We start from the raw sequence: 26,546 nt of genomic DNA, 5'->3' as shown, positions 1-26,546 counted from the left end.
CACGGCAGAGGGAGTGGCCAGGTGGGGGATGCCCCCGACGATCCCGGGCGGGCTGCGCCGCGCCTGTTCGATCTGGTTTCGCGCCGCTTGGCGGCGGACGCGTCGGTCACCGACGATGTCGCCGGTACGGTGCTCGACGCACTCGGCGTCTCGCCGGATCGAACGGGTTCGGTCCAGGAGTGCACGGGAATCTTTCTGCGCGCCATCCGGGTTCGCGGTTTCCGCGGAATCGGGCCGGAGGCGGTGCTGCGATTACCGCCCGGACCGGGACTCACACTTGTGGTGGGGCGCAACGGATCCGGTAAGTCCAGTTTCGCCGAGGCCGCCGAACTCGTACTGACCGGCCACAATCGGCGCTGGTCGGGCCGGTCGTCGGTGTGGCGGGAGGGCTGGCGGAATCTGCACGACGGGGACGAGTCCCGCATCGATCTGGAGCTGACCGCCTCGAGCCCGACCGGCATGTTCACCGTCACCCGGGCGTGGCCCGGCGGCGTCGATCTGGCCGAGGGCCGATGGACCGTGCAGCGCAACGGATCCGCGCCCGCCGAGTTCGCCGCCGGGGACTGGGCGCGGGCCCTCGAGCTGTACCGTCCGTTCCTGTCCTACAGCGAACTCGGCGCCCTGGTCGACGGCCGTCCCAGTGACCTGTTCGACGCGCTGCACCGGCTGCTCGGACTCGACGATCTGACCGCCGCGCAGGAACGGACCCGGACGCGGCGGCTGGAGCTGGAACGGGCCGCGCGGCAGTGCAAGGACCAGCGTCAGGTCCTGCTGGCGGACCTGGAGGCCGTGGCGGACGAGCGCGCCGTGCGGGTTGCCGGATTATTGCGCGACGCCCAGCCGGACCTGTCGGAGCTCGGCCGCGAGCTGGCCGGCGCCCGGCACGATCCGGCGGGTGCGGCCGCGCTGCAGGCGATCCTGCGGCTGCGGCTGCCCGAGGCGGCCGAGGTCGACGCGGCCGCCACTGTCCTGGACGACGGTCTCGCGGCGCTGGCCACGCACAGCACCGGCGATACCGAGGCCGAACTGCGCGTACTGGACCTCCTGCGACGCGCCCGGGTACATGCCCACGCCGGCGGTGAGGTCTCGTGCCCGCTGTGCGGACAGGGCACGCTCGATCAGCGGTGGCAGCACGAGGCCGACGCGCAGATCGCTCGCCTCACCGAGCGGGCGGCCGCGCTCACCGCCGCGCACGACGCATTGGACGCGGCTCTTCGCCGGGTGCGGGCCCTGGTCCAACCGGTTCCGGCCGAGCTGGACCCCTCGACGCTGGACGGCAGTGGGGTGGACACCGGCCCGGCCCGCTGGACCTGGTCGGTCTGGGCCGCCGCGGTCGGCGAGGCCTGCCCGGCGGATACGCCGTGCGCCGGCACCCCACGCGGCGACCGCCTGCGCGGTGCGCACGCCGACGCGGCGCGCTGCCTGGCCGCGCTGCAACGTTCGGCCCGCAAGGAACTCGACCGCCTGGACGCGGCCTGGACCCCGCTGGTGCCGCGGATCGCGGCCTGGGCGCAGGATGCGGCGGGCGCCGCGGCCGCGGAGCCGGAACTGCGGACGGTCAAGCGCGCGGAGGAGTGGCTGAAATCCGCCGCGGCGGGCCTGCGTGACGAGCGGATGGCGCCGCTGGCCGACCACGCCCGGCGGATCTGGCGCGGCCTGCGCCAGCAGAGCAACGTCGACCTCGGGGTGGTCCGGCTGCAGGGCACCGCGGGGGCGACCCGCAAGGTGCTGCTGGACGTCACCGTGGACGACACCGGCGCCAGCGCGCTCGGCGTGATGAGCCAGGGCGAACTGCACGCCCTGGGGCTGGCGCTGTTCCTGCCGCGGGCCACGGTGCCGGAGAGCCCGTTCGGTTTCGTGGTCATCGATGATCCCGTGCAGGCGATGGATCCGGCGAAGGTGGACGGCCTGGCCCAGGTGCTGGCCGCGGTCGCCCGCAGCGGCCGGCAGGTGGTGGTGTTCACCCACGACGAGCGGCTGGCCGAGGCGGTGCGCCGATTACGTTTGGGGGCAACGGTTCTCGACGTGCAGCGGCGCGAACGGTCGGTGGTCGAGGTGCGGGTGGGCCAGGATCCGGTGCGCCGATATCTCGACGACGCGAACGCGCTGCTGCGAACCCGCCAACTGCCGAAGGCGATCGCCACGGAACTGGTCGTCACCTGCTGCCGCTCGGCCGTCGAGGCGGCCGCGCTGGCCCGCGCGCGAGCGCAGCTGCTGGCCGACGGTGTCGACCATCGGGAGGTACAGCGCCGCGTCGACGCGGCCCGCACCACCCGGGAGAAGGTGTCGCTGGCGGTGTTCGGCGAACCGAATCTGGTCGACGATCTCAACGATCTGCTGGACCACGACGCGCCCTGGGCGAAATCGGTGCTCGGAGACGTCGCGGCCGGCGCGCACATCCGCATCGGCCGCAGCGGTAACGAATTGCTCTCCGGCACCAGGAAATTGATCGCATGGCTGAGCAGGTGACCCCGACCGTGCCGGAACGGCTCGCCGCTGCCGACGACCTGCTGCGCGGCGCGGTGACCGATGCCGGTGGGCTGTGGTCGCGGGCCACGGTGTGGATTCTGCGCATCACCCTGGAACAGGCCATCGACCAGTTGTGGCTGCGGGTGGCGCCGCCGCTCGCGCGCTGCAGTATGCGCGCGCAGCTGCTGGCCCTGGACGTCTACACCGGTGCGGAGGTCGCGGCCCGCATCTCGGCGCTGTGGGCGGTGTTGTCGCGGGCCGGCCATCACCACGACTACGAACTCGCGCCCACGGTCGACGAATTGCGTGGCTGGTACGAGGACACGGTCCGCCTGGTCGATCTGCTCGAGACCGTCCGATCCGCGGTCGGCTGACAGCCCTCCCGCAATCCGTGCGCAAATCGACTGTAATGTCCGATATTTCGGCTCTTCGACCTCGAAATATGATGTCAAGACTGCGAATTCGATGATGTCGGTCCTGTGCGGCCGGTACCGTCCGACATGCTGCGAAGTTGCGGCATCTGTGCGTCGAACTCGATCGGGCATCGCGCCTGGATGAAGGAGGGCATCGTGGATTTCCTCAGCACGCTCGACCTGCTCAACACCGGGTCCGCCATGGCGGCCAACGGCACCACCGCCATGGTGAATGTCATGACGCTCCTGCGGATGTTCAGCGGGGCCTGACCTTCCGGTGGTACCCGCGTGGCCGGGTGGCATCCGCATGGCGCCGCTGCCGCCCGGCTCCGGATAATCGAGCCATGACCCGCGCCGCGAACGGTTCGCCCCCGCTCGACACCGACCCCTGTCCGTGCCGCAGCGGCGACGGATTCGGTGCGTGCTGCGGGCCGCGCCTGTCCGGCGACACCCCCGCGCCCACGGCCGAGACCCTGATGCGGTCGCGGTACACCGCGTTCGCGGTCGGCGATACCGGTTACCTGCTGCGCTCGTGGCATCCGCGCACTCGTCCCCGCACGCTGGATCTGGATCCGGAGCAGCGCTGGCTGCTGCTGGAGGTGCTGCGCACCGAGCGCGGCGGTCCGTTCGACGACTCCGGCGTGGTGGAGTTCCGTGCGCACTTCCGGGCGGCCGGGACCAGGGGATCGCTGCACGAATCCAGCCGGTTCACCCGGGTCGGCGGACGCTGGGTGTACGTGGACGGCGACATCGCCGACGATCGGCGCTGATCCGGATCTCCGATCGGGAGAGCACGGACCCGCGGCCCGGCCGTAGGGTTCCGGTATGGCGCGAGTGGCGATCGAATACTGCACCCAGTGCCGCTGGCTGTTGCGGGCCGGCTGGATGGCGCAGGAACTGCTCAACACCTTCGGTACCGACCTGACCGAGGTCGCGCTGGTGCCCGGCAGCGGCGGTGTGTTCCGAATCACCGTGGACGACGAACAGATCTGGGAGCGCAAGTCCGACGGTGGCTTTCCGGATATCGCGGTTTTGAAGCAGCGAGTCCGGGACAGGGTCGCCCCGGATCGCGATCTGGGCCACATCGACCGGCCCTGATCGGCCGGAGCGCCGCTACGCTCACCCGCGGCGGGCCGATGTGCCGGTACGTTGCGGAGTCGGGAGAAAATGTGATTCGTGTCACATATAGGACCGGGGTCCGCACCTCGGCACGGGGTTCGTGATCGGCTCGAGCGACGGTTGTGACCGCCGATCGGGCCGGGGGACTTGATCACCGACGTACTCTCGATAGACAGAAGTTTTACGGCGGTCGACGGATCCGTGACCGGCGGTGGTGCTGCCGGTACGGATCTGACCGGGCGTCGCATCGGGTGAGGAGGTGCGCGGTGAGCACGCAGTTCTTCGAGGCGGCGCCGGAGGCGGACCGGGACGGTTCGGATCCGATCGTACGAACCACCGCGGGAGCGGTGCGGGGTTTGCGGGACGGTGCCGTCGACATCTGGCGCAGCATCCCCTACGCTGCCGCACCCACCGGTGAGCTGCGTTTCCGCCCGCCGCGACCACCACAACGGTGGGACGACGTGCGCGATTGCACGGAATTCGGTGCGATCGCCCCCCAGACCATGGGCAACACCGTCCCCATCGACCCCGCGCTGCACATGGGCGAGGACTGTCTCTGGGTGAACGTCTGGGCGCCCGCCGCCGACCGGCGGCAACAGCTGGGCCCTCGCCCGGTGATGGTGTGGCTGCACGGCGGCGCCTACTGCCTCGGTACCGCGGCGCAGGCCATCTACGACGGTCACAAACTGGTCGAGACCGGCGACGTGATCGTGGTCGGCGTGAACTACCGCATCGGCGCGCTGGGCTTCCTCGACCTCACCTCGCTCGGCCCGGATTTCGTGCCCAACCTCGGCCTGCACGATCAGATCGCGGCGCTGCACTGGGTGCAGGAGAACATCGCCGCGTTCGGCGGCGATCCGGACAACGTGACCATCTTCGGCGAATCCTCCGGGGCCGGATGTGTCACCGCACTGCTGACCTCGCCGCCGGCCGCGGGGCTGTTCCACCGGGCCATCGCGCAGAGCCCGCCGGCGACGACCGTCTTCGGCCCGGCGCACGGCGCCGTGGTGGCGCAGCGGTTCCTGGACCTCATGGAACTGCCCGCCGCCCGCGCCGCGGAACTGTGGGAATGTCCGATCGAACGGATCGTGGCGGCGGCCGGGATCCTGCTCGACGAGGTGCCGATGCAATCGCCGGGACGATTGGCCGCCGCACCCGTCGTCGACGGCGATCTGCTGCCCACCTATCCCACCGACGTCTTCCAGCTGGGCCGGTCGCACCGGGTGCCGTTGATCATCGGCACCAACCGCGACGAGGCCTCGCTGTTCCGGTTGTTCCGGTCGCCCATCATGCCGGTCACCCCCGATGCGGTGAACGCGATGCTGGCCGCCATCGCGAAGGACCACCCGACCCTGTCCGCGCATCGCATCGCCGAGATCACCTCCGCCTATCCGGATCTGGCGAAATCGCGTGGCGCACTGGCGATGTCGACCGATGCCGCGTTCCGGATGCCCGCCCACTGGGTCGCCGACGCACACTCGCGGCACAGCCGCACCTGGATGTACCGCTTCGACCAGGCGACGCCGATGCTGAAGGCGGCCCGGGTCGGTGCCGGACATGCCACCGAATTGCCTTATGTCTTCGGTAATTTCGGTTCGTTCAACCATGATCCGACCTTCTGGCTCGGCGGCCGCAAGGCCGCGATGGAGGTATCGGGACGGCTGATGCGCCGCTGGGTGGCCTTCGCCGAACACGGTGTGCCCGCGGCCCTGGACGGCTCGAAACATTGGCCGCCGTACCGCGAATCCACCCGGACCACCCTGCTGATCGACGGTATCGATCGCATCGTCGACGACCCCGACCACGACCTGCACACGGCCTGGGGCGATCAGGTCGTCGGATTCAGCTAGGCGGTCGCGCCCTGTTCGGCGCGGCGGCCCAGTGCCACCGGTAGCCGGCTGTACCCGTGCAGGGTGAACAGCGGCCGGCGCTCCGGCGGACCGGACAAGCGCAGATCCGGGAAGCGCTCGAACAGGGCCCGCAGCGCATGGGTGGCCTCCATCCGGGCCAGGCTCGCGCCGACGCAGGCGTGGATGCCGGTGGAGAAGGTCAGATGCTCCTTGGCATTCGCGCGGCCGACATCGAAACGCTCCGGATCGGGGAACACTGCCGGATCCCGGTTCGCGCCGGCCAGGGAGATCACGACGGTGGCCCCGCGCCGCAGCCGCACCCCGTCGATCTCCACGCCGTCGGCGACGACCACCCGGGCCGTCGACTGTACCGGCGCGTCGATGCGCAGCACCTCCTCGACGGCATTCGGCCACAGCTCGGGTTCCGCGCGCAGCCGCGCCAATTGATCCGGGTGCGAGAGCAATTGGACGATTCCGTTGCCGATCAGATTGACCGTGGTCTCGAAGCCGGCGCCCATGAGCAGGCTCGCGGTCGCCTTCAACTCCCGATCGTCCAGTTCACCGGCGGCGACCAGGCTGGACAGCATGTCCTCGCCCGGCTCGCGGCGCAACCGGGCCAGATGTTCGTCGGCATAGCGGTCCATCTCGCCGATGGCCCCGATCGCATCGCGCCACACCGGCCACGAGAGGCCGATGTCCAGCAGCGGTGTCATCCGGTCGCCCCAGCCGAGGAACTGCTCGCGCGCTTCCTCGGGGAAACCGAGCATCCGGGAGATGATCGCGATCGGCACCTGAGCGGCGAAGCCGGCCACCAGATCCGTGTCGCGTCCGGCCGGGAGGGCCGCCAGCAATTCCTCGGTGATCGACTCGACCCGATCCTGGAGCCGCGCGATCGCCCGCGGGGTGAAGGCCGAGGCCACCGGCCGTCGCATCCGGCTGTGTTCCGGCGGATCGATCACCAGCATGGAGGGCGGCTCCATCGGATTCGGCGGCAGCGGGGCCCGCCGGGCGATGCGCACCAATGGTCGCGGGATGTCGAAACCCTCGGCGGCCCGCGTGCCGAACCTGTTGTCGCGCAGGATCGTTCGGCACAACTCGTGATCGGCGGTCACCCAGGCCAGTGCGGACCGCGCCATGCGGCCCTGCGCCCGCAGTGATTCGATCCTGGGATAGGGATCCTCCAGTGCCGACGCATCCGTCGTCAGCTGGGCGAGAGTGTCGCCTCGGCGCGCGGACACGCGCAATGCGAATCGAGGCAGACCTTGCGCGGCGAACCACCGCATCCAGTAATACGGCCCCATCGCCGCCCCCGTTCCTCGTCGATTTCGACTCCCACCCTAGGCATCCGGACGACCCCGCAAAACAGTCCCGGGAAGGACCGCGACCCCTACCCGGGTAGGACGCGCGTCATCGTGACGCGCTCGGCGGCCCGCCGCCGCTCGCGCTGATCCGGATCGGCGTTCACGACCTGGACCAGCGACGATCCCGCGGACCACACCGCGAGCAGGCCGTCGATCAACTCCCCCGGCGTCCCCCACGACCCCTCGGACAACACCCGGTCGTCGGCGGTGAACCCCTGGCGGGCCGCCGAGGCGCGAGCCCGGTCCAGCACCTCGGTGACCGGGAGCCCGGCCAGGGCCACCCCGGCGCCGCCGGGATGGAAGCGGTCGCCGTGGGTGCGGACCGCGGTCGCGAAATCGGTCAGTCCCACGGGCAGATCGTGCACGGGCGCGCCCATCGGATCCAGCGACAGCACCGCCACCTCCGCGACCTCGGCCACCTCCGCGACCCGATCCCGGGGCACCAGGGCCAGTTCGGCGTCCTCGTCCGGCGCCAGCACCACTTCCACGCCGGCCCACCAGCAACCCAGCAGCGCCGCCGCGGTCTGCCAGTGCGCCGGCAACAGCACCGCGACCCGGGACCCGGCCGTGAGCCCGAACTCGTCCCGGATCAGGTTGGCGGTCTTGGCCGCCCAGTTCGCCAGGGTCAGCGCGGACAGTTCGATGCGGGCGCCGGTGGCGTCGTCGTAATAGGTGATGCGCGGCCCGGACGGGTCGCGGGCCAGGATCGGGTCCAGCAGCGCCTCGGTGACGGTCTGGGTCAGTTCACGCATTTGGGTCCGTTCTGGCCGGCATCGATGGGTGGTGCGGGCGGCACCGGGACCGCCGTGCCCACTGCCCCGGACAGGTCGAACAGGCTACCCGCGGGCGAGCCCGGACCAGAGTAGTCGGCCGTCAGCACCACGGTGACCGTGCCCTCGGGCAGCCCCGCGTCCGCCACCACCGGCAGATTTCCGAGCGCCTTGGCCACCGCCGCGGCCCGGCGGTCGCCGGTGTTACCGGCCAGCACCCGGCTGCCCGGGACGCCGCCGGCGATCCAGTTGTCCACGGTTCCGGTGCGATACCCCTTGGTGGCCAGTGCCTGTGCCACCTGATTGGCCAGGCCGCCGACCCCGCCGGCGTTGTACACGTCGACGGTGACCGTGGACGGGTCCACCGCAGCCGGATCGGCGGTCCGGGGGTTCACCGTCGCCGCCACGTACGACCGCACGGTGGCCGGATCCACTCGCACCACCGATTCGCCGTCGAGCGTGGTGCCGTTGATGTCCCGCACCGGAATCGTCTCGAACTTCACCTGCCCGGCCGACAGATCCTCGAGCTGGTTCAGGAATTGCAGCGCGTCCCAGTTGTCGTCGAGGACGACGGTGCGGCCGACCGCGTCGCCGAGTTCCTGCAGCCGTTTCGGATTGGCGAGGATGCGCGCGCTGAGCACCTGATGGACCAGTGAGGCCATGAACACCTGCTGGCGCACGATCCGGTCCAGATCGCCGCGCGGCAGCCGGTGCCGTTGCCGCACGAAACCGAGCGCGTCAGCGCCGTCGAGCCGCTGGACGCCGGCGGCGAAGTCCGCCCCGGACATCGGTTCGTACACCGCGTTGTTCAGGCAGACGTCGACCCCGCCGACCGCGTCGGTGAGCAGCACGAAGCCCAGCAGCCCGACCTCCGCGTAGTGGTCGACGGTGATCCCGGTGAGGTCGGCGACCGCGCGGATCAGCGCCCGCCGCCCGGCCTGATTGGCCTGCCGCTCCGCCTCGGCCTCCGGTACGCCCTGCCCGATCAGCTTGTCCATGGCGGCCGCCTTGGAGACGCCGTACGCCGAATTGATCTTGCCCATCCCCATGCCGGGGATGTCGACGTAGGAATCGCGGGGGATCGAGATCGCGGTGGCCGAACGACCGTCGTTGGGTACGCGGATCAGCACGATGGTATCGGTGTTGGTGGCTCCGTCCTCGTCGCCGGCGTGCAGCATCGCCCGCTCGTCGGCCGTGAGCGGGGTGCCGCGGGCGTCGGTGCGGCTGTCGATACCGACCATGAGGATGTCGATCGCGCCGTCGGCGCCGCCACCGAGCCCGAGATTGCCGATCCGGGTGATGCCGGCGATCAGATTGCCGGTGTCGTGCCAGGCCAGACCGGTGATCGCGAAAACCAGGACGGCCACCGCGGTGGCCACGATCCGGCCGGACCGGGAGGGCGAATGCGGGCGCGGCGGGCGCGGACCGGGACCGCGCAGGCCGGGCCGTGGCGGCACCGGCAGTTCACCCGGGGTCGACGCGGTGTCGCCGCTCGGCGTCAGCACCGGTGCGCTTCCGTTCCGCGGCATCGGTTCTCGCTGTGCGGCACCGTCTGGTGTCCCCTTTCCGGCCGTGGGTGCCGGGCTCGGCCCCAACCTCGACCCTCGAAAACTGGCGAACTCATGGAATTCCGGTCTTCCGGCGAACCGCGCGTGGGGTAGGGCTACCCGCGCCCGGACGAGGCTAACCAACGCGGCCGCGCGTGGCCTTCCACCGCGCCGTGCCAGACTTGCGCGCGTGACCTCCGCACCCGTGCCCGCCGGTGACCTCGACGGCTCCGGGCTCCCGCGCCTGCTCGTGACCGGCGGCAACGGTCAACTGGGCCGGGCGATCCGGGCCGTGGCCGGTGCGGCGCCGGCGACCGCGGTGGTGTCGCTGGGCCACGCGGATCTCGACATCACCGACGAGGCGGCGGTGAGTTCGGTGGTGCGGCCCGGTGACATCGTGCTCAATGCCGCCGCGTACACCGCCGTCGACGCGGCCGAATCGGATGTCGCCGCGGCCTTCGCGGGCAACGAGACCGGGCCGGCGGTGCTGGCGGCGGTCTGCGCCGGCACCGGCGCCCGGCTGATCCACCTCTCCACCGATTACGTCTTCGCCGCGCCCGCACAGCCGCGGCCGTTCGAACCCGGCGATCCGACCGGGCCGGAGTCGGTGTACGGCCGCTCGAAGCTGGCCGGTGAACGGGCCGTGCGGAAGCTGGCGCCGGATGCGCACATCGTCCGGACGGCATGGGTGTACACCGGCGACCGCGGCGATTTCGTCGCGACGATGCGGCGGCTGGAGCGTGAGCGCGACACCGTCGACGTGGTCGACGATCAGATCGGCTCGCCCACCTACGCGGTCGACCTGGCCGCGGGGCTGCTGGAACTGGCCGGGCGGATCGGCCGCGGCGATGGCACGCTGCCGCCGGTACTGCACCTCACCAACGCCGGCCGGGCGAGCTGGTTCGAGCTGGCGCGGGCCGTCTTCGCCGCGGTCGGCGCGGATGTGGACCGGGTGCGTCCGTGCAGTACGGCGGCCTTCCCCCGTCCGGCCCGGCGTCCGGCCTATTCGGTGTTGTCCGATCGGGTATGGATCGAGGCGGGTCTGACACCCCTGCGGCATTGGCGGACCGCGCTGACCGCCGCACTTGCCGGGATCCGGTGATCCGGCCCGTCGATTCGGGCAGGTGGCGGCTACCACCATCACAATTCGGTGACAGCCGGTAGGCTCCATCGGCGTGAGCGAAACTGTCGGACGGCCCGCCGTGGTCGTGGTCACCGTGACCTATTCCCCCGGTGAGCACCTCGAGCATTTCATCAGCACGCTGGCCACGGCCGCGAGCGAGAAGCCGCAGGTGATCCTGGCGGACAACGGATCCACCGACGGGACTCCGGAGCTGGCCGCCGAATCCAACGAGCATGTCCGGCTGTTACGCACCGGTGGCAACATCGGATACGGCGGCGCGATCAATCGCGCGGTGGCCGAGATCGATCCCGAGGTCGAATTCGTCGTCCTCGCCAACCCGGACATCCGCTGGGGCGCCGACGCCATCGATGAACTGCTGGCCGCCGCGGAGCGCTGGCCGCGGGCCGGTGCGCTGGGACCGCTGGTCCGCGAGCCCGACGGCAGTGTCTACCCGTCCGCCCGCTCGGTCCCGAATCTGCTCGACGGCGCCGGGCACGCCATCCTCGGCACGGTGTGGCCGTCGAACCCCTGGACCCGTCGGTACCGCCAGGAGAACGAGGAGATCTCCGAGCGCTCGGTCGGCTGGCTGTCCGGGTCGTGCCTGCTGGTGCGCCGCGCCGCGTTCGACGCCATCGACGGCTTCGACTCCCGGTACTTCATGTACATGGAGGATGTCGATTTCGGCGATCGGATGGGCAAGGCGGGCTGGCACAATGTGTATGTGCCGTCGGCCGAGGTCACGCACGCCAAGGGACATGCCGCGGGGCGTCACCCGGAAATCATGCTCCCCGCGCACCACGCGTCGGCGTACCGTTTCCAGGCCGATCGGCATCCGCACTGGTGGCAGGCGCCGCTACGGCTGGCCCTGCGGCTCGGACTTGCCATTCGCTGCAGGCTTGCGGTTCGATCGGCGCTGCGCGAGCGCGACCGCGCGGCGTAGCGACAGCGCGACGACATCTTCGGTCCCGCCGCCGGCGGGACCGAACCTGAACAGGGGAGAGTAATGGCTGACGACCCGCTGGTGGTGGGCAATTCCACCGACGCGGTCATTCTGGTGGGCGGCCAGGGCACCCGGCTGCGCCCGCTGACGATGTCGGCGCCGAAGCCGATGTTGCCGGTGGCCGGCCTGCCCTTCCTGCAGCACCTGCTGACCCGGATCGCGGAGGCGGGCATCACCCACGTGGTGCTCGCGACCTCGTTCAAGGCCGAGGTGTTCGAGCAGTATTTCGGCGACGGCGCCGAGCTGGGCCTGGAACTCGAGTACGTCACGGAGAACGAACCGCTGGGCACCGGCGGCGGTATCCGCAACGTTCTGCCGAAACTGCGTGGCGACACGATCATGGTGTTCAACGGCGACGTGCTCGGCGGGACCGATCTGGGCGCGGTGCTCGACACCCATGCCTCCAGCCGCGCCGACGTGACACTGCATCTGGTGCGGGTCAGTGATCCGCGGGCGTTCGGTTGCGTGCCGACCGACGAATCCGGCCGGGTCACCGAATTCCTGGAGAAGACCGAGGATCCGCCGACCGATCAGATCAACGCCGGCTGCTACGTCTTCCGGCGCGAATACATCGAGAAGATCCCCAGCGGCCGGGCGGTATCGGTCGAGCGCGAGGTGTTTCCGGTCCTGCTGGCCGAGGGCGCGCACGTCCAGGGCCATGTCGACAACTCCTATTGGCGGGACATGGGCACTCCGGAGGACTTCATCCGCGGTTCCGCGGATGTGGTGCGCGGGATCGCCCCGTCGCCGGCGCTGCCGGGCCAGCGCGGTGAATCGCTGGTGCATTCCGGCGCCGGGGTGGCGCCGGGCGCCTTGCTGATCGGCGGCACGGTCGTCGGCCGCGGTGCCGAGGTCGGCGCGGGCGCTCGGCTCGACGGTGCGGTGCTGTTCGACGGCGCGCGGGTCGAGGCCGGGGCGACCGTGGAACGGTCGATCATCGGCTTCGGCGCCCGGATCGGGCCCCGGGCGCTGATCCGGGATGCGGTCATCGGCGACGGCGCCAACGTCGGCGCGCGCTGCGAACTGCTCAACGGCGCTCGGCTGTGGCCCGGTGTCGACCTCCCCGACGGCGGGTTGCGTTTCTCGACCGACGTGTAGCCCTGCGGGCGGCTACGCTCGCTTGCATATCTAGCACCGCTAGTATGGAGGCGTGACCCCGCAGACACGCAAGGAGCGCGAACGCGCCGATCGGCGTCAGCGCATCATCGACACCGCTCGCGAGCTGGCCGAATCCGACGGCTGGGAGACGGTTACCGTCCGTCGCCTGGCCGATCGGATCGAGTACAGCCAGCCCGTGCTGTACAGCCACTTCGCGGGTAAGCGCGCGATCGTGTCGGCGGTCGCGGAGCAGGGCATCGCCGCCCTGTCCGAGGCGATGCGCGCGGCCCGGACGGCGGCGCCGACCCCCGGGGCCGCCATGGAGCTGGTCGCGCGGGCCTATCTCGATTTCGCGACCGCGAATCCGGCCCTGTACGACGCGATGTTCCTCATGGACACCGATCTGACCTTCGGCCTCGATGCGCCGAAAGCATTGCGGGACGCGTTCGCCGAGCTGGAGGCGTTGTTCCGGCCGTTGGTGGCGGAATCCGAACTGGGCGCGTACGCGGAGGTCTACTGGAGCGCGTTGCACGGTCTGGCGGCGCTGGACCGCGGCGGCCGGCTGCGCCCGGAACTGAAGGAACAACGCCTGGCGATCCTGATGCGCTGGGGCGGCCGCGCGCCGGAAGAAGGTGCGTGAGCGGGCACGGTGTGCGCGATTCCGCCCGCTGAGCGCGTCACCATTGCGACACGCGAGACGCCCGCGACCCGGGCGTACGGTGGTCGTCATGGTGGACGCGGTGGTGGTGGGAGCCGGGCCGAACGGGCTTGCCGCAGCGGTGGTTCTGGCCCGTGCGGGCCTCGCGGTGGAGGTCTACGAGGCCGGTGACAGTGTCGGTGGCGGGTGCCGCACGGCCGAGCTGACCCTGCCCGGTTACCGCCACGATGTCTGCGCGGGCGCGCATCCGATGGCGGTGGCCTCGCCGTTCTTCCGGATGTTCGATCTGCCCGCGCACGGGGTGGATCTGCTGGTCCCCGAGGCGTCCTACGCGCATCCGCTGGACGGGGGAGTGGCCGGGGTGGCGTGGCGCGATCTGGCTCGCACCGCGGCCGGGCTCGGCCGTGACGGTGCGGCGTGGCGGCGGCTGTTCGGGCCGCTGGCATCGCATTGGCCGGAGCTGGTGGATCTGGCGATGTCGGATCTGCGGCATCCGCCACTGGATCCGATCATCGGGGTGCGGTTCGGCCGCCGGCTGCTGGAACAGTCCTCACCGTTGTGGGATCTGCGTTTTCGCGAGGACATCGCGCCCGCGCTGTTCACCGGGGTTTCGGCGCACGCGATCATCCCGCCGCGGGCGTTCGCGGCGGCCGGCGTGGCGCTGCTGCTCGGATCGCTCGCCCATGCCGGGGGCTGGCCGGTGCCGCGCGGCGGCAGTCAGGCGATCGTCGACGCGCTGGCGGCCGAGGTGGTCCGGCTCGGCGGTGTTGTGCACACCGGCCACCGGGTGGACTCGCTCGACGAATTCCGTTCCGTGCGAACGGTTCTGCTCGATATCGCCCCGGCGGAACTCCTGCGGATCGCCGGTGACCGGCTGCCCGCGCGATATGCCGCCGCGCTACGACGGTTCCGCTACGGCAGCGCCGCCTGCAAGGTCGACTTCGCGCTCTCGGGCCCCGTCCCGTGGCGGGCCGAGGGCTGCGACCGAGCCGGGACACTGCACCTCGTCGGGACCCGCGCCGAGGCGGTCGCCGTCGAAAAGACCGTCGCGGCAGGCGAACACGCCGAACGCCCGTATGTGCTCGCGATCCAGCCCGGTGTGGTGGATCCGACCCGCGCGCCCGCCGGCGGCCACACGCTGTACACCTACGCCCATGTGCCCAACGGTTCGGACCGCGACGTCACCTCGGAGGTGATCGCACAGGTCGAACGATTCGCTCCCGGTTTCCGGGATCTGATCGTCGCCTCGCATGCCCGCACCGCCGCCGCGATGCCGGCCTACAACGCCAACTACGTCGGCGGCGACATCTCGGCCGGCGCGATGACCTTCCGCCAGACCGTATTTCGCCCCGCGGCACGCTGGAACCCGTACGCGACCGGCCTACCCGGCACCTATCTCTGCTCCTCGGCCACCCCACCCGGCCCGGGAGTGCACGGCATGTGCGGCCTGCACGCCGCCACCGCCGCCCTCCGTGAGCGTTTCGGCACCCGACCCGAATTCCCGACCGCCGAGGAGGTCGTCCCCCACTGACCGGCACACGGTGCCGGACAGCCGATCACGGATCCCCTGCCGCCGAGCGATGATCCCACCGCCCGCGCTGTGGACCCGTCAGCCGGCGGTGCGGGCGCCGGGCTGGGTGCGGTAGAGGTCGGGTTCGAGGTACATGAGGTCGACGCTGGGGACGGCGGCGCGGACGCGGGCTTCGGCGTCGTCGATCGCGGCGGCGATGTCGGTGATCTCGAGCCCCGGCACGATCGCCACCTTGGCGGCGACCATGAGTTCGTTCGGGCCCAGATATTCGGTGCGCACGTGGATCACGCGGTCGATCCGGGTGCCGTCCACGAGGTTGTCGACGATGCGGCGATAGTCCTCGCCGGTGGCGCCCTCACCGATGAGCAGACTCTTCATCTCGATGATCAGCAGGACCGCGATGGCCCCCAGCAGCAGCCCGATGCCGAGGGTGCCGATACCGTCCCAGACCGCGTTGTCGGTGGCCATGGTCAGGCCGATGGCGATCAGCGCGATCACCAGGCCGATCAGCGCGCCGGCGTCCTCCAGCAGGACCACCGGCAGTTCCGGATTGCGCGTGGTACGGATGAAGCGCCACCAGCTGCGGTTGCCGCGCAACGGTATCGATTCGCGGATCGCGGTCGCGAAACTGAAGCCCTCCAGCACCACGGCCACCGCCAGGATCACGATCGCGACGATCGGCGAGGAGAGGTCCTCCGGATGCGTGACCTTGTGGATGCCCTCGTAGATGGCGTACATCGAACCCAGGCTGAACAGCACCAGCGCGACCACGAAGGAATAGAAATACCGGTTGCGCCCGTGCCCGAACTGGTGCAGCTTCGTCGGCTCCTGCTCGGCGCGGTTCTGCCCGACCAGCAGCAGCGCCTCGTTGCCGGTATCGGCCAGCGAATGCACCGATTCCGCGAGCATCGACCCCGAGCCGGTGATGAGCGCACCGGCGAACTTCGCCACCGCGATCCCGGCGTTCGCGCCGAGCGCGGCCAGGATCGCGGTCTTACTACCGTCCGCCGACATGCGGGTCCTTCCTCGAGCGGTTCCACCGCTCATCCTGATCGATCTTCGGCCCGGCCGCCGGGAACGATATCCCGCCCGGCCGTGCGCGGGGCGTCGAGTACATCGCGGCCCGCTACCTCAGAGCTCGCCCACGCAGGCGCAGAACAATTGGGCCGGGCCGGTGGCCGCGGCGGCGCGCACGACGGTGTCGCTCGCGGAGATCCAGGCGGCGGTGCCGGCGCCGATGCGCAGTTCGTCCGCCCCCTGCAGCAGCCGCACGTCGCCCGAGGTGCACAGCAGAATGCCGGGACCGCTGCGGGGGATCGGCACGGGAGCGGCGCCGGCCGCCAATTCGAAACGGCGCAGCGCGAATTCGGGCGCGGGCGTGCGATAGCGGAACGAGCACGAGCCGTCCGGCGTGTGGTCGACCGATTCCGGCTCCACGATCGGCAGTTCGTTCGGCTCGAAGTCCAGCACCCGGAGCAGTTCCGGCACGTCCACGTGCTTCGGCGTCAGCCCGCCGCGCAGCACGTTGTCGGAGTTGGCCATGATCTCGACCCCGATGCCGCGCAGGTAGGCGTGCAGATTGCCGGCCGACAGGAACAGGCCCTGGCCGGGCTGCAGGGTGATCCGATTCAGCAGCACCGAGGCCAGCACCCCGGCGTCGCCGGGATAGGCCTCGGCCAGTTCCAGCGTGGTGCGGGCCTCGGCGCCGAATTGCTTGGCGCCGGAGCGCGGATCGGTCTTCTCCGACAGATAGTGCACGCACCCGTCGAGGACCTTCGGCAGCAGCGCGGCCAGCGCCGCCTGCGGCAGCGCGATCCAGGTCGTGAACAGCGTCCGCAGGCCGGCCGAATCCGGTTGGGCGGCAAGCAGATTCGCATACGGTTCGAGCTCGCGGACTCCCAGTGCGCGCAGCAGCTCGACGGTCCGCTCCGGCGGCCGGAAGCCCGCCAGGGCCTCGAAACGCTCCAGCGCCACCACGAGTTCCGGTTTGTGGTTCTCGTCGCGGTAGTTGCGCATCGGCGATTCCAGCGACACCCGGGCCAGATTCTCGCGCTCGAAACCGGCCTTCGCCTGCTTCGCACTGGGATGCGCCTGCAGCGACAGCGGCTCCTCGGCCGCCAGGATCTTCAGCAGGAACGGTAGCCGCCCGCCGAAAGTCGGTGCCACCGAACCCAATTCGTGCTCGGGATCGGCGCGCACGAACTCCAGCAGCGACTGCCGGTGCCCGTCGACACAGATGTGCGCGGGATCGGCCGGGTGAGCGCCGAACCAGAGTTCGGCCTCGGGATGCGCCGAGGGAACGGGCCGACCGCACAGCTGAGCGAGTGCGGTGCGTGAACCCCAGGCGTAGGTACGCAGCGCACCGGCGAGTTCGTGCACTAGTAATGGCCCCCGTCGTAGTGGGCCGGGCGCTCGGTCGAGACCGCCGGCCGGCCGAGCAGATGCAGGTAGACCGCTGCCATTTCCAGCCGCAGCACCAGCAGTGCCAGATGTTCCAGCTCGTGACCGGGTCCGGGCGGGACCGCGGCCGGTCCGGACCGGGGCGCCTCGGGCTCGACGTACACCAGATCGGCGTCGACCAGGCCGCCGCCGGAATCGAAGACCGCCAGCCGCCGGCGCACCGCGATCTCGTCCGTCTCGGCGCTCACGGCGAACACCCGCACCTGCTGCACCGGCGCCGGGCCGTCCAGCTGCTCGTCGTGGAACAGGGGATCGAAGCCGGGGGCGGCGGCCCCACCGGCCGCCTCGGCGAGCCGGGCGTGCCCGGCCACCACGGTGGCCAGATCGGCGGCCGCGACGATCTGCCCGGCCGCCTGCAACAGCACCTCGGCGCCGTGTTCCGCGACCGCGGTGGCGGCCGGGGTGTCACCGGCGAGTACGAGGCGATGCTCCTGCATGCGCGCGGCCAGTGTCTTCGACGGATTGTGGAAGACCTCGTGCTGCGGCCCGTCGCGCAGCGCCTCGGCGTCGAGTGCGTCCGACAGCGCCTCCAGATCGGGCAGCAGCGGCGCGCTGCGCAGCGGGTCGACGGCGGCCAGCACCGCGATCCCGACCGCGAGGTAGCGCAGCAGCCGGTTCTGGTCGAGGACGGGCACCCGCGGCGGCAGCATCGCGGCCCGGCCGGCCGCGGCGGCCCGCATCGGCCCCTCGTCGGGCGCCGCGACGACCACCTCGGCGCCCCGCCGCAGTGCGCGATCGACCGCCTCGACGAGCCGGGGGTCACCGGCGTCGTCGCCCGCGACCAGCACCGCGTCCAGCGGTCCGATCCACGGCGGAATCGAGGTGACGGGCAGGATCGGCAGTCCGGCGCGGTCGCCCAGGCAGGCGACCAGCAGCGCGGCGGCCCGGGCGGCGCGCCCGGACCCGGAGACGATCACGAGGCTGCGCGGGCGCAGATCCTGCAGCCGGGCGAGCGCGTGCTCGCCGACCGCCGCCGCCGTGGCGCGCACCTGCGCGCCGGCGGAGGCCGCGGAACGCAACATCCCCCCGGAGTCGGCGGCCTCCAGTGAGGCGACGTCATCGAGGTCGAGTACCGGTGTCCCTGCGATCATCGGGCGTTGCCACCTCCCCTCAATCGGGTCACCAGGCCGGGGGAACTCGCTCTCCCGGGTGAATTCGGGCTCTGTGATTCCACTATTCCAGTCAGCCGCGGACGATGCTCAGGATCTCGGTTACGAGTGCGTCTACTTCCTCCGGAGATCGGGCTTCGACGTTGAGACGCAGCAACGGTTCGGTATTGGAGGCTCGCAGATTGAACCAGGCGTCGTCGGGCAGTTGCACGGTGACCCCGTCCAACCGGTCCACCGAGGTCGCGCGGCCCTCGAACGCGGCCAGTACCGCCCGGGTGCGATCGGCGGCGTCGTCGACCGTGGAGTTGATCTCACCCGACGCGGCGTACCGGGAGTAGGCCGAGGCCAGTTCGGACATCGGCCCGTTGCCGCCGCCGAGCGCGGCCAGCACGTGCAGGGCCGCGAGCATGCCGGAATCGGCTCCCCAGAAATCGCGGAAGTAGTAGTGGGCGGAGTGCTCGCCGCCGAAGATGGCGCCGGTGGCGGCCATCTGCTGCTTGATGAAGGAGTGCCCGACCCGGGTGCGCACCGGATTGCCGCCCAGTTCGGTCACCAGCTCCGGCACGGCCTTGGACGTGATCAGATTGTGGATGACGGTGGCGCCCGGCTCCTTGGCCAGCTCGCGCTCGGCCACCAGGGCCGTGACCGCCGACGGCGAGACCGGCTCGCCGCGCTCGTCGACCACGAAACAGCGGTCCGCGTCGCCGTCGAAGGCCACGCCCAGGTCGGCGCCGGTCTCGCGGACGAATTTCTGCAGGTCCACCAGATTCTTCGGATCCAGCGGATTGGCCTCGTGGTTCGGGAACGTCCCGTCCAGCTCGAAGTACAGCGGGTCGATGGTCAGCTGCGGTACCGCCCCGAGCACCGCCGGGACCGTGTAGCCGCCCATTCCGTTACCCGCGTCGACCGCGACGCGCAGCGGGCGGATGCCGCTCAGGTCGACCAGTTTGCGCAGGAAGTTCGCGTACGCGTCGAGCAGATGCTCCTCGGTCGCGCTGCCCGCCGCGCCGTCGAACGCGGGCACCCCGTCGATCAGTTCCTGCGTGATGGTGGCCAGCCCGGTGTCCTGACCGACCGGCAGCGCATTGGCCCGGCACAGCTTGATGCCGTTGTACCGGGCGGGATTGTGACTGGCGGTGAACATCGCGCCCGGACAGCCGAGATGGCCGGAGGCGAAGTACAACTCGTCGGTGGACGCCAGCCCGATGTGCACGACGTCGAGCCCCTGCGCGCGCACGCCCGCGGCGAAGGCCGCCGCCAGCACCGGTGACGATTCCCGCATGTCGTGCCCGATCACGACCCGGGTCGCGCCCTCGCCGCGCATCAACCGCGCGAACGAAGCCCCCACGTCCCGAACGAATTCCGCATCGATCTGCGCTCCGACCACACCCCGGACGTCGTATGCCTTGACAACTGCTTTCACGGAATCGGCAGATCGGGCGACTGTCATGCCCCCACCCTAGTAGGCGTCCCCGCGCCCGGCCCAACCGAGCTGACGACCTCGGGCTACGCCACCAGCGAACAACGTGCTGCGTTGTGGCACAGCAATCCCTGGCCGTTGCCACAGCGAATACCAGGTCGAATCGCGCGACGAATGCCCGAGCGCGGGACAGCGCCGGCGAGGAATGTGATCGCTCAGTTCGGCGGATCGGGCAGCACGCGTAGGTGGCCGCGTCTGCCGGTGCGGCCCGTGCGGGAGGCGCGCTGCGCGGGCGGGGGGCCCTCGGCGTAGCGGCGCGGATCGGGTTCGGCTGTGCGCCTGCGCATCCCGGCCTCGCGGACCGCCTCGGCCAGCGCGGTCAGATCGTCGTCGTCCGGGGAACTCGAGGAGAATCCGCCCTCGTGCCGGACCAGCTCCCATCCCTTCGGGGCCGTGATCCGGGAGGCGTGGGTCTCACACAGATCCCAGGAATGTGGTTCGGCGACGGTGGCCAGTGGTCCGACGACTGCCGTCGAATCGGAGTACACATAGGTGAGCGTCGCGACGGCCGGGTTCTTGCAGCCTGGACGGCAGCAACGACGCATGGGGATCACGCCAAGGAGACTAACCCCGCCCACGGCTGCGCGCGTGGCAGACACGCGAACAGTGCCCGGTTTCCTCGGGTCACTCGCCGCCGTCGATGACGTCCGGATCGACGCCGAGGTAGGTGGCGATCTGCTGGACGAGTACCTCGCGCAGCAGATCGACGAGATCGTCGGGATCGCTGGCCCGCAGCTCCAGCGGCTTGCGGAACAGGACGACCCGGGCCCGGGTGGCGACGCCGTGCCGATCGACCCCGGCAGGTACCAGCCGCGACAGCGGCACCGGTCCGTCGGCCACCACCTCCTCCGGCCAGGTGACCGAATCGGGTTGCAGCGGACGGATTTTCGGAACGTCGTCCACGGCGATGTCCAGCTTGGTGAGACGGTCGTGCCAGCGCCCGTCCAGGGGGGCGAACGCCTCCAGCACCAACCGATCGAACTGTTGCCCGCGGGTACGCCACGCCGGTACGGTCGGCGGCAGCATGGGTCCCCGGACCCCACGCCCGCGGCGGATCACCGATCGCGCCGTCGGCGGCCGCCGCTTCCGTGAACGAGTCATGACTCGAATCTAGTCAACGAGCGCCCCGCCGTGCCCAGTGCCACGGCGGGGCGGGAGTTACGCGCTGCTCAGATGATGCCGCGCTTCAGGCGGCGGCGTTCCCGCTCCGACAATCCACCCCAGATGCCGAACCGCTCGTCGTGCGCGAGCGCGTATTCGAGGCACTCGTCGCGTACCTCGCAACCCATGCAGATCCGCTTCGCCTCGCGGGTCGAGCCGCCCTTCTCCGGGAAGAACGCCTCGGGATCGGTCTGGGCGCACAGTGCGCGCTCCTGCCACTGCTCCTCGATGGTGTCGAACATGGCATCGAAGTTGGTGACGACCAGGCTCAGCTTGGGGGGCTCGGGCTTGCGCTGAGTGCGCGCCCACTGCCCGCCCTGTACCCACATGCCGGGCTGTATCGAATCGCGGTCGAGATGTTCCGGCCGCTCCGCGAGATGCTCCGGGGCGTCGTCGTTCTCCGAACCCGCCCCCGCGGTCACCGCGAGGTCGTCCTCCCGCTCGTAATTCCGGCTGTCGGCGCAGACAGGTGCTGCGCCTGTTGTGGAATCGGTTCGCGATATACCGCCCGGATACCCCGACGGGGCCAGCTCCTCGGCCATCGCTCCGCCTCCTCACTGTTCGTTAGCGCAGAATGATTTATCCGTCGGACCTCATCTGCCCACCGACGGCCCAACCCCGCGATGTTGTCCCGCGGGCTTCCCCGAGCCGGCCACTCCGATTCGAACGCAGGTTCGAAAGCTGGTCTGCGCCTAGCCGTCTCGCGCAGCCCCGGAATGACATGACTGTGATTAGACACGCCGGACGCGGCGATGGTCAAGCTGCCGACACAATTCCGTTACTATCCGCCGTCGCCTTCGCCTCGGTACGGTAACAGGAATCAGCAAATGACCGGCAAATATGCTCGGAAGCGTGACCCGCGTGTCACCGCATAGGCTGTGCGGCTGTGACACGAGAACAAGCGGACCCGAGGCCCGGAGACCGGCTCGCCGACGGTAAAGCCCGGATTGCCGTGCTGGTCGGCGGAGTGGGTGGCGCGCGGTTCCTGCAGGGTGTGCGAGCCCTGCTGCCGGACGCGGACGTCACCGCCGTCGTGAACGTCGGCGACGACGTCTGGATGCACGGGCTGCGCATCTGCCCCGACCTGGACACCTGCATGTACACCCTCGGTGGCGGCATCGATACGGAACGCGGCTGGGGCCGGGTGGGGGAGACCTGGCACGCCAAGGAGGAACTGGCGAATTACCGGGCCCAGCCGGATTGGTTCGGTCTCGGTGATCGCGATATCGCGACCCATCTCGTGCGCAGTGAAATGTTGCGTGCGGGCTACCCGCTCTCGGCGGTCACGGAGGCGCTGTGCAACCGCTGGCAGCCCGGTGTGAAACTGCTTCCGGCAACCGACGACAGATGCGAAACGCATGTTGTCATCAGTGACCCCGGCAACCCTGGCGAACGTAGCGCGATTCATTTCCAGGAGTGGTGGGTACGCTATCGCGCCAACGTCGAGACCCATGGATTCGTCACAATCGGGGCGGATCAGGCAAAGCCTGCCCCAGGTGTGACGGAAATCATAGATCAGGCGGACGCGATCCTGCTGGCTCCGTCGAACCCGGTCGTGAGCATCGGCGCGATCCTCGCGGTGCCGGGTATCCGGGGCGCGCTGCGCACCACCCGGGCCAAGGTGGTCGGGCTGTCGCCGGTGATCGGTGGCAAGCCGCTGCGCGGCATGGCCGACGAATGCCTGTCGGTCATCGGGGTGGAGACCTCCGCGGAGGCCATCGGGCGGCACTACGGCGCCCGATCGGACACCGGTATTCTCGACGGCTGGCTGGTGCATTCCACCGATGCCGCCGAGGTTCCCGGCGTGGAGGTGCGTAGCGTACCGCTGTTGATGACCGACCCCGACGCCACCGCCGAGATGGCGCGGGAGGCACTGGATATCGCGGGAGTGAAGGCGTGAACGGTCAGGGGCCGGTGGCGGAGCGTCGCCACACGGGCTCCCGGGCACGCCGGAAAGGTGCAGCGTGAGCGAACTGGTTCTGCCCGAGAGCGGTGATCACGCGCCCGGTGGGGAGTTGCGCATCCTCCCGGTGACCGGATTGCCGGAGTTCCGGCCCGGCGACGACCTCGCCGCACAACTCGCGGCGAAGGCGCCCTGGCTGGCCGACGGCGACATCCTCGTGGTGACCAGCAAGATCGTCGCCAAGGTCGAGGGCCGCATCGTCGCGGCGCCGGACGATCCGGACGAGCGCGACGCGCTGCGCCGCGAACTGGTCCGCACCGAGGCGGTGCGGGTGCTGGCCCAGAAGGGCCGGACCCTGATCACCGAGAACAAGATCGGCATCGTGCAGGCCGCCTCCGGGGTCGACGGCTCCAATGTCGAACGGGGCGAACTGGTTCTGCTGCCCACCGATCCCGACGCCAGTGCCGTGGCGCTGCGGTCCGCGCTGGCCGAACTGCTCGGCGTCGACGTCGCGGTCGTGGTCACCGACACCATGGGCCGGGCCTGGCGCAACGGGCAGACCGATGCCGCCATCGGCGCCGCCGGCCTGCGGGTCCTGCACGACTACGCCGGCGCGGTCGACGGCCAGGGCAACGAATTGCACGTCACCCAGGTCGCCGTCGCCGACGAACTCGCCGCCGCGGCCGATCTGGCGAAGGGCAAGCTGGGCGGTGTGCCGGTGGCGGTGGTCCGCGGCCTCACCCCGTACGACGACGGTTCCCGCGCGGCGGATCTGCTGCGCGGCGGCGACGACGATCTGTTCTGGCTCGGCACCGCCGAGGCGCTCGATCGCGGCCGGCGCGAGGCGCTGCTGCTGCGCCGCTCGGTGCGGCAGTTCGCCGACACCCCGGTCGAACCCGAACTGATCCGCGCCGCCGTCGCGGACGCGCTCACCGCCCCGGCCCCGCACCACACCCGGCCGGTCCGGTTCGTCTGGGTCCGTGACCCGGCGCTGCGCACCCGGCTGCTGGAGTCCATGGCCGACGCCTGGCGGACCGATCTGACCGGCGACGGCCGCACCCCGGACAGTGTGGAACGCCGGGTCGCCCGGGGCCGCATCCTGTTCGACGCGCCCGAGGTGGTCATCCCGTTCTGCGTTCCCGACGGCGCTCACGACTATCCGGACGAGCGCCGCCGGGCCGCGGAATCGACGATGTTCACCGTCGCGGTCGGCGCGGCCGTACAGGGCCTGCTGGTCGCGCTCGCCACCCGGGGCGTCGGCAGTTGCTGGATCGGCTCGACCATCTTCGCCGCGGACACCACCCGTGCGGTCCTGGGCCTGGAGCCGGAGTGGAATCCGCTGGGCGCCATCGCGATCGGCTACCCGGCCGAGGAGCTTGTGCCCCGCGCGCCGCGTGAGCCGGGTCCGGGACTGGTCGAACTGTGAAGCGCGGCAACATCTTCCGGGACGGAGCACGGTGACCGCCGAATCGCTGCACGCCTCGGCCCGTGATCTGATCGAAAGCTGGTGTCCCGCAGCCGGTCCGGAGCGTTCACTGCGGGAGGCGCTGCTCGCCTTCCTGGGTTCCGCACCGCGCGGCTGTCTGCGCGAGCACGCTCCCGGGCATATCACCGCCTCGGCGGTGGTCTTCTCGCACGACGAGCGCGAGGTGCTGCTGACCCTGCATCCCCGGGTCGGCCGCTGGATCCAATTGGGCGGGCACTGTGAGGAATCCGATGATTCCGTCGCGGCCGCCGCGCTGCGGGAGGCCACCGAGGAGTCCGGTATCGACGGTCTGTCGCTCGGGTCCGGGTTGTACGGGGCCCAGGCGCACCCGATCACCTGTTCGCTGGGCGTGCCGACCCGGCATCTGGATCTGTTGTTCAAGGTGGTGGCCCCCGAAGGCGCTGTCCCCGTGCGCAGTTCGGAATCCCTCGATCTGCGCTGGTGGCCCGTCGGCGCGCTGCCCGACGGTGCCGACGTGTTGTTGCGCTGAACAGTGGGATGCGCCGGCGGGCTCCTGTGAGGGGACTCCGAGCCCGCCGGCGCGCTGTTCCCGGCCCGGGAACGGACGGATCAGGCCGGGACCAGATCCTCGGCGGCCGGTTCCGGTTCGGCCGGTTCGGTGTGGGTATCGACCATCGTGGCCTCGTCGAACGGGATCTCGCGGGCCAGCACCGCCCGCACCCGTTCGGCATCGATGGTCCGGGTCCAGGTGCCGACCAGGACGGTGGCGACGGCATTGCCCGCGAAATTGGTGAGCGCGCGCGCCTCGGACATGAACCGGTCGATACCGACGATCACGCCGACCCCGCCGAGCAGATCCGGCCGATGGCTCTGCAGGCCGCCGGCCAGGGTGGCGAGGCCTGCACCGGTGACACCCGCGGCGCCCTTCGACGCGATCACCATGAACGCCAGCAGGCCGACCTGTTCGCCGATCGCCATCGGCTTACCCATCGCGTCGGCGATGAACAGTGACGCCATGGTCAGGTAGATCGCGGTGCCGTCGAGGTTGAACGAATAGCCGGTCGGTACGACGATGCCGACGGTGGTGCGTTCGACGCCGAGGTGCTCCATCTTCGCGATCAGCCGCGGCAGGGCCGATTCCGACGACGACGTGGAGAAGATCAGCAGGAACTCCCGGGCCAGATAGCGGACCAGCCGGAAGATCGACACCCGCGCGACCACCCGGGCCAGCACACCCAGCACGCCGAAGACGAAGAGGACGCAGGTGAGATAGAACGCGACCATCAACAGCGCCAACTGTTTCACCGCGTCGAGCCCGGTCGTGGCGACCACGTTCGCCATCGCGCCGAAGGCGCCGATCGGGGCCAGCCACAGGATCATGGTCAGGATCCGGAACACCAGCCGCTGCAACAGGCCGATCGCCCGCAGCGCCGGCTCGCCGGCCCGGCCCAGTGCCTGGATGGCGAAACCGAACAGCAGCGCCACGAACAGGGTCTGCAGCACGCTGCCCGCGGTGAGCGAGGAGAACAGCGAGGTCGGGATGATGCTCTCGACGAACTGCCAGGTCCCGCCGGCGCCCTCGGCCTGCTTGGCATATTTGGCGGCATCCTTCGCGTGCGCGGCGATGTTCAGGCCGCTGCCGGGGTGCAGCAGATTGCCCACGCCCAGGCCGATCGCCAGCGCCACCGTCGACATGATCAGGAAGTAGCCGATCGCCAGGCCGCCGACCTTGCCGACCCGGGACGCCGCCCGGACCGAGCCGATACCCAGGATGATCGTGCAGAAGATGACCGGCGAGATCATCATCTTGATCAGATTGACGAAGATGGTGCCGAGGTCGGCGACCGATTTCCCGAAACCGGGCGCCAGCCAGCCGGTCAGGATGCCGGCCACCACGGCCACGATGACGGCCAGGTACAGCCAATGGGTGCGGTCACGGCGTTGCGGCCGGGGCGCTGTCATGCTCATATCGGGTCACTGCCTTCGGTACTGCGATGTCTGCAGGTTGTGATCCTCATCGCTACGGTGACCCGGGTCACTGTTTCGT

At 70.5% G+C, this 26,546-nt stretch carries 24 protein-coding genes; 13 read left to right on the top strand and 11 right to left on the bottom strand.

Going from position 1 to position 26,546, the window contains the following annotated elements; genetic code table 11:
- The first annotated feature begins 21 nt into the window (after positions 1 to 21).
- From G361_RS0130935 to G361_RS0130910, 5 genes are all read left to right on the top strand, one after another.
- Entirely contained in the window at positions 22 to 2,469 is a 2,448-nt protein-coding gene (locus G361_RS0130935) for an AAA family ATPase (RefSeq protein ID WP_026343714.1), read from the top strand.
- A complete protein-coding gene (locus tag G361_RS0130930; RefSeq protein ID WP_019931015.1) occupies positions 2,454 to 2,843 on the top strand; it encodes a hypothetical protein in 390 nt (129 codons plus the stop codon). The genes G361_RS0130935 and G361_RS0130930 overlap by 16 nt, the downstream gene beginning before the upstream one ends.
- A gap of 383 nt (positions 2,844 to 3,226) precedes the next feature.
- The gene (locus tag G361_RS0130920) at positions 3,227 to 3,652 is read left to right on the top strand and encodes a YchJ family protein (RefSeq protein ID WP_019931013.1); all 426 of its coding nucleotides are present in this window, start codon (positions 3,227 to 3,229) and stop codon (positions 3,650 to 3,652) included.
- Positions 3,653 to 3,707: 55 nt separating this feature from the next.
- Positions 3,708 to 3,980 carry a SelT/SelW/SelH family protein gene (locus tag G361_RS0130915; protein WP_026343713.1) on the top strand — a complete coding sequence of 91 codons (273 nt, stop codon included), beginning with the start codon at positions 3,708 to 3,710 and terminating at the stop codon, positions 3,978 to 3,980.
- Between the two features lie 287 nt (positions 3,981 to 4,267).
- The gene (locus tag G361_RS0130910; protein WP_019931011.1) at positions 4,268 to 5,851 is read left to right on the top strand and encodes a carboxylesterase/lipase family protein; all 1,584 of its coding nucleotides are present in this window, start codon (positions 4,268 to 4,270) and stop codon (positions 5,849 to 5,851) included.
- Here the strand turns inward: G361_RS0130910 and G361_RS0130905 are convergent.
- From G361_RS0130905 to G361_RS0130895, 3 genes are all read right to left on the bottom strand, one after another.
- Positions 5,848 to 7,152 (bottom strand): cytochrome P450, encoded by a 1,305-nt coding sequence (locus tag G361_RS0130905; RefSeq protein WP_019931010.1) that lies wholly within the window; start codon positions 7,150 to 7,152, stop codon positions 5,848 to 5,850. The genes G361_RS0130910 and G361_RS0130905 overlap by 4 nt on opposite strands.
- Positions 7,153 to 7,238: 86 nt before the next feature.
- A complete protein-coding gene (locus tag G361_RS0130900; protein WP_019931009.1) occupies positions 7,239 to 7,964 on the bottom strand; it encodes a TIGR03089 family protein in 726 nt (241 codons plus the stop codon).
- Entirely contained in the window at positions 7,952 to 9,487 is a 1,536-nt protein-coding gene (locus tag G361_RS0130895) for an LCP family protein (protein ID WP_019931008.1), read from the bottom strand. The genes G361_RS0130900 and G361_RS0130895 overlap by 13 nt, the downstream gene beginning before the upstream one ends.
- A gap of 232 nt (positions 9,488 to 9,719) precedes the next feature.
- Between G361_RS0130895 and rfbD the strand changes: the two genes are divergently transcribed.
- From rfbD to G361_RS0130870, 5 genes are all read left to right on the top strand, one after another.
- Positions 9,720 to 10,631, top strand: a complete 912-nt coding sequence (gene rfbD / locus G361_RS0130890) for a dTDP-4-dehydrorhamnose reductase (protein ID WP_196814698.1) — start codon at positions 9,720 to 9,722, stop codon at positions 10,629 to 10,631.
- A 73-nt stretch (positions 10,632 to 10,704) separates the two neighbouring features.
- Positions 10,705 to 11,592 (top strand): glycosyltransferase family 2 protein, encoded by an 888-nt coding sequence (locus G361_RS0130885; RefSeq protein WP_052172888.1) that lies wholly within the window; start codon positions 10,705 to 10,707, stop codon positions 11,590 to 11,592.
- A gap of 63 nt (positions 11,593 to 11,655) precedes the next feature.
- Positions 11,656 to 12,750, top strand: coding sequence for a sugar phosphate nucleotidyltransferase (locus tag G361_RS0130880; RefSeq protein ID WP_019931005.1), 1,095 nt, complete (start codon positions 11,656 to 11,658; stop codon positions 12,748 to 12,750).
- Between the two features lie 52 nt (positions 12,751 to 12,802).
- Positions 12,803 to 13,390 (top strand): TetR/AcrR family transcriptional regulator, encoded by a 588-nt coding sequence (locus G361_RS0130875; RefSeq protein ID WP_019931004.1) that lies wholly within the window; start codon positions 12,803 to 12,805, stop codon positions 13,388 to 13,390.
- 88 nt (positions 13,391 to 13,478) lie between these two features.
- A complete protein-coding gene (locus G361_RS0130870) occupies positions 13,479 to 14,939 on the top strand; it encodes an NAD(P)/FAD-dependent oxidoreductase (protein WP_019931003.1) in 1,461 nt (486 codons plus the stop codon).
- A gap of 78 nt (positions 14,940 to 15,017) precedes the next feature.
- Here G361_RS0130870 and G361_RS0130865 read toward each other — a convergent pair whose 3' ends face one another.
- The 7 genes from G361_RS0130865 to G361_RS0130835 form a co-directional block, all read right to left on the bottom strand.
- A complete protein-coding gene (locus G361_RS0130865; RefSeq protein WP_019931002.1) occupies positions 15,018 to 15,953 on the bottom strand; it encodes a cation diffusion facilitator family transporter in 936 nt (311 codons plus the stop codon).
- Between the two features lie 117 nt (positions 15,954 to 16,070).
- Positions 16,071 to 17,318, bottom strand: coding sequence for a mannose-6-phosphate isomerase, class I (manA, locus tag G361_RS0130860; protein ID WP_019931001.1), 1,248 nt, complete (start codon positions 17,316 to 17,318; stop codon positions 16,071 to 16,073).
- Positions 17,318 to 18,490 carry a hypothetical protein gene (locus G361_RS45520; protein WP_019931000.1) on the bottom strand — a complete coding sequence of 391 codons (1,173 nt, stop codon included), beginning with the start codon at positions 18,488 to 18,490 and terminating at the stop codon, positions 17,318 to 17,320. Before G361_RS45520 ends, manA begins: the two co-directional genes overlap by 1 nt.
- Before the next feature lie 91 nt (positions 18,491 to 18,581).
- The gene (locus G361_RS0130850; RefSeq protein WP_026343709.1) at positions 18,582 to 19,958 is read right to left on the bottom strand and encodes a phosphomannomutase/phosphoglucomutase; all 1,377 of its coding nucleotides are present in this window, start codon (positions 19,956 to 19,958) and stop codon (positions 18,582 to 18,584) included.
- A gap of 185 nt (positions 19,959 to 20,143) precedes the next feature.
- The gene (locus G361_RS0130845; protein WP_081635646.1) at positions 20,144 to 20,533 is read right to left on the bottom strand and encodes a DUF3499 domain-containing protein; all 390 of its coding nucleotides are present in this window, start codon (positions 20,531 to 20,533) and stop codon (positions 20,144 to 20,146) included.
- Between the two features lie 79 nt (positions 20,534 to 20,612).
- Positions 20,613 to 21,089: a metallopeptidase family protein gene (locus tag G361_RS0130840; protein WP_196814661.1), complete on the bottom strand. Its 477-nt coding sequence runs from the start codon at positions 21,087 to 21,089 to the stop codon at positions 20,613 to 20,615.
- 68 nt (positions 21,090 to 21,157) lie between these two features.
- Positions 21,158 to 21,391, bottom strand: a complete 234-nt coding sequence (locus G361_RS0130835; protein ID WP_026343708.1) for a WhiB family transcriptional regulator — start codon at positions 21,389 to 21,391, stop codon at positions 21,158 to 21,160.
- Positions 21,392 to 22,035: 644 nt separating this feature from the next.
- Between G361_RS0130835 and cofD the strand changes: the two genes are divergently transcribed.
- The 3 genes from cofD (at position 22,036) to G361_RS0130820 (ending at position 25,028) form a co-directional block, all read left to right on the top strand.
- Positions 22,036 to 23,049 (top strand): 2-phospho-L-lactate transferase, encoded by a 1,014-nt coding sequence (gene cofD / locus G361_RS0130830; protein ID WP_231387137.1) that lies wholly within the window; start codon positions 22,036 to 22,038, stop codon positions 23,047 to 23,049.
- A 64-nt stretch (positions 23,050 to 23,113) separates the two neighbouring features.
- Positions 23,114 to 24,478, top strand: coding sequence for a coenzyme F420-0:L-glutamate ligase (locus G361_RS0130825; RefSeq protein WP_019930994.1), 1,365 nt, complete (start codon positions 23,114 to 23,116; stop codon positions 24,476 to 24,478).
- 31 nt (positions 24,479 to 24,509) lie between these two features.
- Positions 24,510 to 25,028 carry an NUDIX hydrolase gene (locus tag G361_RS0130820; protein ID WP_019930993.1) on the top strand — a complete coding sequence of 173 codons (519 nt, stop codon included), beginning with the start codon at positions 24,510 to 24,512 and terminating at the stop codon, positions 25,026 to 25,028.
- Positions 25,029 to 25,108: 80 nt separating this feature from the next.
- Here G361_RS0130820 and G361_RS0130815 read toward each other — a convergent pair whose 3' ends face one another.
- Positions 25,109 to 26,467 carry a C4-dicarboxylate transporter DctA gene (locus tag G361_RS0130815; RefSeq protein WP_019930992.1) on the bottom strand — a complete coding sequence of 453 codons (1,359 nt, stop codon included), beginning with the start codon at positions 26,465 to 26,467 and terminating at the stop codon, positions 25,109 to 25,111.
- Positions 26,468 to 26,546: the final 79 nt, after the last annotated feature.

It is taken from the genome of Nocardia sp. BMG111209 (genome assembly GCF_000381925.1).
Classification (GTDB): domain Bacteria; phylum Actinomycetota; class Actinomycetes; order Mycobacteriales; family Mycobacteriaceae; genus Nocardia.
Note: the sequence above shows the minus strand (reverse complement) of the source record. Positions and strands in the feature narration are given on the sequence as shown.